Origin of the sequence: Emticicia sp. (genome assembly GCF_049241225.1) — a bacterium.
Classification (GTDB): domain Bacteria; phylum Bacteroidota; class Bacteroidia; order Cytophagales; family Spirosomataceae; genus Emticicia.
Window position 1 is genome coordinate 2,976 of record NZ_JBMLRC010000214.1, and the last position, 5,834, is coordinate 8,809.

Below are 5,834 nucleotides of genomic sequence, written 5' to 3' on the forward strand. Positions count from 1 at the left end.
AATTGGTCAATCATCACATGAAAAATGGAATGAACCAATACGCTCCAATGGCGGGTATTATGCCTTTACGTGAAGCGATTGCCCAGAAAACATTTGATTCGTACGGACTTTCTTACAGCCCAAACGATGAAATTACTATCGTTTCTGGTTGTACGGAAGCTCTTTATGCAGTCATGACAGCCATCATTCACAAAGATGATGAGGTAATTGTATTCGAGCCTGCTTATGATAGCTATGTTCCTTGTATAGAATTAAACGGCGGAAAAGCAGTTTATGTGACACTTTCACCCGAAAATGATTTTCAGATTGATTGGCAAGTGGTTAAATCTAAAATTACGGAAAAAACCAAAGCGATTATGCTCACCACACCACATAATCCGACTGGTAAATGTCTTACGCAAAGTGATATTAATTCATTGGCAGAAATACTAAAGGGCAGTAATATTTTTGTGGTTTCGGATGAAGTTTATGAGCATATTATTTTTGATGGCCGCAAACACCTTTCACCGGCTATGCACCCCGATTTGAAAGAACGCACTTTTGTATGTGGCTCATTTGGCAAAACTTTTCATACAACTGGTTGGAAACTTGGGTATTGTTTAGCCCCCAAAGAATTATCGGCTGAGTTTAGAAAAGCCCATCAATGGATTACGTTTTCTTGCCCAACTCCTTTCCAATACGCTTTTGCTGATTTCTTGAAAGAGCCAGATAATTATCTTTCAGTAACACAATTTTACCAAGAAAAACGAGATAAATTTATTAATTGGATAAAAGATTCAAGATTTGAATGGATTCCTGCCGAGGGAAGTTTCTTTCAGATGGTTTCTTATAAAAATATAACTGACGAATCAGATTATAATTTAGCAGTAAGGTGGACAAAAGAAATTGGCGTTGCCTCTATTCCGATTTCGGTATTTTATGCCGATAAAATTGACAATAAAATACTAAGATTTTGCTTTGCGAAAGATGATGAAATGCTCGAACGAGCAGCTGAGAGGCTTTGTAGGTTGTAAATTCTACATCCATTTATTGGCACGCTGATTAAACGGATGTACCAACGCCGATTTTAACTGATTATCAGTGTAAATCAGCGTTACAAAGTATCCGTATCATCAGCGTGCCAATGATAATAGCATCACATTTTCATTATCTTCAATATCTTGTTTGGCTGAATCAATAGTGATTTTCCTACTTCATACCAAAGTTCATCACCTGCATTTAGAAATAAACCTTTATGCGATGGCTTGGTTCCGTGGGCAAAATCTGCTTCAAATTCGCCAGAAAATGTATTTTTGAGAATGTAGTTGAGCTCGTCCCAAACTAAAACCTTGGTTTCACTACTTCCGTCAATATTATTAGTTCTGACTAATTGTAGTTTTCTATCTACAAACGAAGCCGTCACAAAGACCTCAACATTTTCACCCGATTGATTTTTCAAATACGTCAATTTCAAAGCCGCTTCTTTGCCAGCTTTTTCATAAACCGCCTGCTGTATTTCTTCAATCAGGTATTTAAAAGCATCCGTGTTTTTTGGATAAAAACTTTTGCCGTCAAACTCCACTTGCCAAAAATCCTGATGAGGCTCTAATGACTTGATTTGCAACTCATTAGCCGATTTCAGACTGCCAAAAACTACATCCGACCAAACCTTTGGCAATGTACCTTTCCAAGTGAAATTGTCGTTAGTTGTGAATCCTTCTTCCAAAATTTCATCTTCGGTAAGGTCTTCACGGTCGAGGTATGTCAGCTCAAAACTTATATCTAAATCTTGGTCAAAACTTCCATTTATCTCAATGGCATGGGCAAAAGGTGCTGGAATATTTTCAGCCGTTTGATATTTGAGGGAGAACGTAGGCATTTATCGTTTTAATTTTATCAATTTTTCCCGTTGGTGTTTCAATTAGTTTTTCTACAAAAAACACTTCCTTCGGAACTTCAAATTTAGGCAAAATTTCTTTGAAACCTTGCAGAATATCTATCTTAGTTGCATCATCTTTGCTCGGAAAGGCCTGATTTAACTCTTTCTCAAGTACAAAAATTAGTCTTTCACCGAGTTTTTCATCGGGCAGGCTAAACACAAAATATCTTCCGTTGAGAGTTTGTTCATGAGTTGAAAGTTTTTTTAATATTCCTTCGGCCGCTTTTTCGACCTTTTCCAACTGAATCTTCACTCCTCCACTATTAATCACATTATCAATTCTTCCGTGTAGAATAAAACTACTTCCGTTGATAATTTCGGCTACATCATTTGTCGTAATCCACTCATTACCAGTAGTTTTAGACTTTATCATCAAACAATTCTCGTCATTGAGTTGTATATCAACGCCATCGAGGGTATTGAAAAAATCTTCCTTTTCTGAGCCATTGATACGTCTGGTAGCGATGTGTGTGATAGTCTCGGTCATGCCGTAGGTTACATACACGGGCGGAAAAATAGTCTGTACTTTCTCAACAATCGAATCATTTACAGCTGCTCCGCCAATAATAATGGCTTTAGCCGAACCTAATATCTCCGTAAAAATTGGCTTACTCTCCAACAATGTTTGGATTTGAAGTGGAACAAAAGCAAAGAAATTATGTCCACGGTTTGATTTTAGGATATACAAATGCTTCTCAATATCTTCAAACGGATTAGATTTTGGCTCAACAACCACCAAATCCATTCCGATTTCAAAGGCACGGACGAGCATCATCATGCCCGCAACATAGTCAATATTTAAGCAACAAAATGCAGTATCGCCTTCTTCTAAGTTGAACGCCTTGGCAGTCATTTTCACAGATGCCACCATTTGCTTGCGGTGAAGTATTATTGTTTTTGGCGTTCCGGTCGAACCAGAAGTTTGAATCTCGAAGGTTTCTTGGCCAGATTCCCACAATTCTTTAAATTGAAAAACTTTTTTGTAGTATGGATTATTGGGCTGTGTATTGATACAAGAGCCATCTCTTTCTAAAAAAATCATATTTTAAAATAAAAATCCCTTCTCAATTTGTCAAACTGAGAAGGGTTGAATAAATATTTTGCTATACAAAATTAAGCAAAAACTCTTAAAGTATTATTAGTTGCATCAAAAGATGTATTATAGCGAGTGAGAGGAGCAGTAGCTGGACCTTTGGTTGCAGCTCCAGTCGATGAAAAAGTTGAACCATGATTCGGACACAGAAAATCGTTGCTCGTAGGGCGGTAATTAACAGTCGTTTGTTCGTGTGTGCATCTCGAATCTACTGCAATCCAAGTGCCATTTGTGTCGTTCACGCGAGCGATAATTACATTTTGTGCTCGTATGACAACCGAACTACCTTTTGTTTTCAGATTTGAATAGGCTGCATCATTGATATTGATAGTAAAATCTAATTTACCATTAGTTCCTGTTGGATTTGGGTCAGGAATTTCGCCTCCATCACCGCAAGATTGTAGACAATTCATGAGCATAATTGCCCCAAAACTGAGTCCAACTTGTCGCATAAACTCTTTGCGGTCAATCGTATTTGTTACTTCTTTTTTTTCTGTTGGTTCGGTTTCGATATTGGTCATCATAGTTTCTTGCATCTTTTGTTATTTGTTTTTTAACGATTATATTCAAGATATGTTTTCAAAAATATCGAAATAATTAAACAAATACAAACTTCTACTTGTTGATATTTAAAAGTATTTAATTCCTCAAAATCATTTAATATTGGATAATAAATACACTAATTTTTATTTTAATAGTTTTTTTATCCATTATATTTGCAAAAAATAGATTATTTATCATTTTTGAGTCATAAATAGATTTGCCCTCCAGCATCAAAAATCAATTTATGGATTCAATAAAACATAAAATGAAGCCTAAAGATGGAACACAATCCAATAGATAAAATAAAAGTTGCCGAAAATCCTGGTTTGCTTGAATACGCTCATACCTCAGGTGGTGCAGTAATTCGCCCCGAAGATATGGGCAAAGTAAAGGGGAAAGCACAATTGGCGATGCGTCAGCAAACGCATGAACAAATAAACAAGATTTATCGCCAAATGGAGTTGCTTGCTCAACAAGCCAAAGAAGTGCAAAACAGAATTGAAGTTTCGGAGCGAATCTATGATGCCGTGATGGGTTTTGAGCCAATTATTGGGCATATCTATTATTTATACGAAAAGAAAGATGGCTCGGATATTCTTTCGATGGTTGCTCCAAACGAATGGGGAAGAAAATTTCCCTTCAATCAATTTTTGGCGAAAGTGTTTTTATTGGCCGACCACACTTGGAAAGTAGAGTTTTTTCAGGAAGACGACCGAACTGATACCATTGATTTAGATTAAATATGTGAGGCGAACCGTGCGACGGCCACATCCTGTTCGCCTTTTTTAATAGTGTTTATATTTAATCAACTCTCACTATACGCACAAAAAAAGGGCGAACCCAAAAGCAATTGTTGCTCGGTTCGCCCCACAAAATAAGTAATCTCGATTGATTATTGACCACGCAATGCACGAGGAATAGAGATAAAGGCAACTGGATTGCTCGCAGCTTCCAAAATTTTCACTCCTTCGATTTCTGCAATAGTACCAACTTTCACTGATTTACCTAAATCTAAATCTTTAATATCAATGTTGATATAATCTGGGATGTTCTTAGCTGGTCCTTGAACACGGATTTTTTGCATTTTTTGAACCAATTTACCCCCTTTCTTTTGACCTTCTGACGGGCCATGTAACTTAACAGGTACTGCAACTTTGATAACCTTATCTGGCGTGATTTCTAAGAAATCAGCGTGGATAATTTGGTCAGTAGTTGGGTGATACTGAGAATCTTGTAAAATACCAGTGTAGATTTTACCTTCGATGTTGATTGTTACTTCATAAACATCAGGAGTAAACAACAACGGACGGAATAAATACTGTGGTACGTAAAAAGATACTTGCTCAGTTCCTCCGTATAATACACACGGAACCATTCCTTGACCACGTAATTCTTGCGATGCAGTACGACCGAGATTCGCTCTGTTATACCCTACAATCTCTGCTTTTTTCATTTTATTTTTTCTCCTTACTCTCAAATCGGAGTTTTTTTAGTGTATATCGTGCCTTGAGAGTTCAGTTAAAGGCACAATCTTTAGGAATTAAAGCCCTAAAATTTGTTGATTATTTATAAATAAAGTGCTGATTGAGCCATTATCACGGATTCGCCCGATGGCTTTTCCGAATAATTCGGCAACCGAAAGAACCTTAATTTTTTCGTTTACTTGGCGTAATGGAATCGTATCAGTCACAATCAATTCTGTGAGAACCGAGTTTGAAATATTATCATTGGCCTTGCCTGATAAAACTGGGTGCGTACAAAAAGCTCTAACAGATTTTGCTCCTTTCGATAAAATCAATTCGGCTGCTTTACAAATCGTACCACCCGTATCAATTAAGTCATCAACCAAAATCACATCCGACCCCTCAACATCTCCGATTAATTGCATAGAAGCAATTTCGTTGGCCTTTTTGCGGTGTTTGTCGCAAATCACAATATCGGCATCAAAAAATGAAGCAAATTTGCGGCAACGAGAAACCCCACCAACGTCAGGAGAAGCAAACTTAAGATTTGTTAAATTCTGTGATTTCAGATATGGAACAAAAACTGAAGTCCCTTCAAGGTGATCAACCGGAATATCAAAGAAACCTTGAATCTGGCCAGCATGCAAATCCATTGTCATTACTCGGTCAGCACCTGCGGCTGTAAGCATATTGGCAATCAATTTCGCAGCAATACCCACTCTTGGCTTATCTTTGCGGTCTTGGCGAGCATATCCGAAATAAGGAATAACTGCACAAACATAGTGAGCCGAAGCTCGGCGAGCGGCATCAATGAGCA

7 protein-coding genes are annotated in these 5,834 nt (G+C 37.4%); 2 read left to right on the forward strand and 5 right to left on the reverse strand.

Annotation, left to right across the window (positions count from 1 at the left end; all coding sequences use genetic code 11):
- The coding region (locus ACOVO2_RS11865) for a methionine aminotransferase (protein WP_421770179.1) at positions 1-1,013 on the forward strand (1,013 nt) is incomplete at its 5' end.
- Positions 1,014-1,135: 122 nt separating this feature from the next.
- Here ACOVO2_RS11865 and ACOVO2_RS11870 read toward each other — a convergent pair.
- The 3 genes from ACOVO2_RS11870 to ACOVO2_RS11880 all read right to left on the reverse strand — a co-directional run bounded on the left by ACOVO2_RS11870 (position 1,136) and on the right by ACOVO2_RS11880 (position 3,547).
- Complete coding sequence (locus tag ACOVO2_RS11870) at positions 1,136-1,858, reverse strand: hypothetical protein (RefSeq protein WP_421770180.1); 723 nt, start codon at positions 1,856-1,858, stop codon at positions 1,136-1,138.
- Positions 1,824-2,960, reverse strand: a complete 1,137-nt coding sequence (locus ACOVO2_RS11875) for an AMP-binding protein (protein WP_421770181.1) — start codon at positions 2,958-2,960, stop codon at positions 1,824-1,826. Before ACOVO2_RS11875 ends, ACOVO2_RS11870 begins: the two co-directional genes overlap by 35 nt.
- A 71-nt stretch (positions 2,961-3,031) precedes the next feature.
- Complete coding sequence (locus ACOVO2_RS11880) at positions 3,032-3,547, reverse strand: ubiquinol-cytochrome c reductase iron-sulfur subunit (RefSeq protein ID WP_421770182.1); 516 nt, start codon at positions 3,545-3,547, stop codon at positions 3,032-3,034.
- Between the two features lie 285 nt (positions 3,548-3,832).
- Here ACOVO2_RS11880 and ACOVO2_RS11885 point away from each other — a divergent pair, with 285 nt between their 5' ends.
- Positions 3,833-4,294: a DUF2452 domain-containing protein gene (locus ACOVO2_RS11885; protein WP_350266800.1), complete on the forward strand. Its 462-nt coding sequence runs from the start codon at positions 3,833-3,835 to the stop codon at positions 4,292-4,294.
- 152 nt (positions 4,295-4,446) lie between these two features.
- Here the strand turns inward: ACOVO2_RS11885 and ACOVO2_RS11890 are convergent, their stop codons facing one another.
- Both ACOVO2_RS11890 and ACOVO2_RS11895 read right to left on the reverse strand, forming a co-directional pair.
- On the reverse strand, positions 4,447-5,007 hold the full coding sequence (locus tag ACOVO2_RS11890) for a 50S ribosomal protein L25/general stress protein Ctc (RefSeq protein WP_188765319.1): 561 nt from the start codon (positions 5,005-5,007) through the stop codon (positions 4,447-4,449).
- A gap of 87 nt (positions 5,008-5,094) precedes the next feature.
- The coding region (locus tag ACOVO2_RS11895) for a ribose-phosphate pyrophosphokinase (RefSeq protein ID WP_421770183.1) at positions 5,095-5,834 on the reverse strand (740 nt) is incomplete at its 5' end.

Excerpts from the sequence above, each read along its gene's own strand:
- ACOVO2_RS11875 (WP_421770181.1), bottom strand. The coding sequence starts at position 2,960 with ATGATTTTTTTAGAAAGAGATGGCTCTTGTATCAATACACAGCCCAAT.
- ACOVO2_RS11880 (WP_421770182.1), bottom strand. The coding sequence starts at position 3,547 with ATGCAAGAAACTATGATGACCAATATCGAAACCGAACCAACAGAAAAA.
- ACOVO2_RS11870 (WP_421770180.1), bottom strand. The coding sequence starts at position 1,858 with ATGCCTACGTTCTCCCTCAAATATCAAACGGCTGAAAATATTCCAGCA.
- ACOVO2_RS11890 (WP_188765319.1), bottom strand. The coding sequence starts at position 5,007 with ATGAAAAAAGCAGAGATTGTAGGGTATAACAGAGCGAATCTCGGTCGT.
- ACOVO2_RS11885 (WP_350266800.1), top strand. The coding sequence starts at position 3,833 with ATGGAACACAATCCAATAGATAAAATAAAAGTTGCCGAAAATCCTGGT.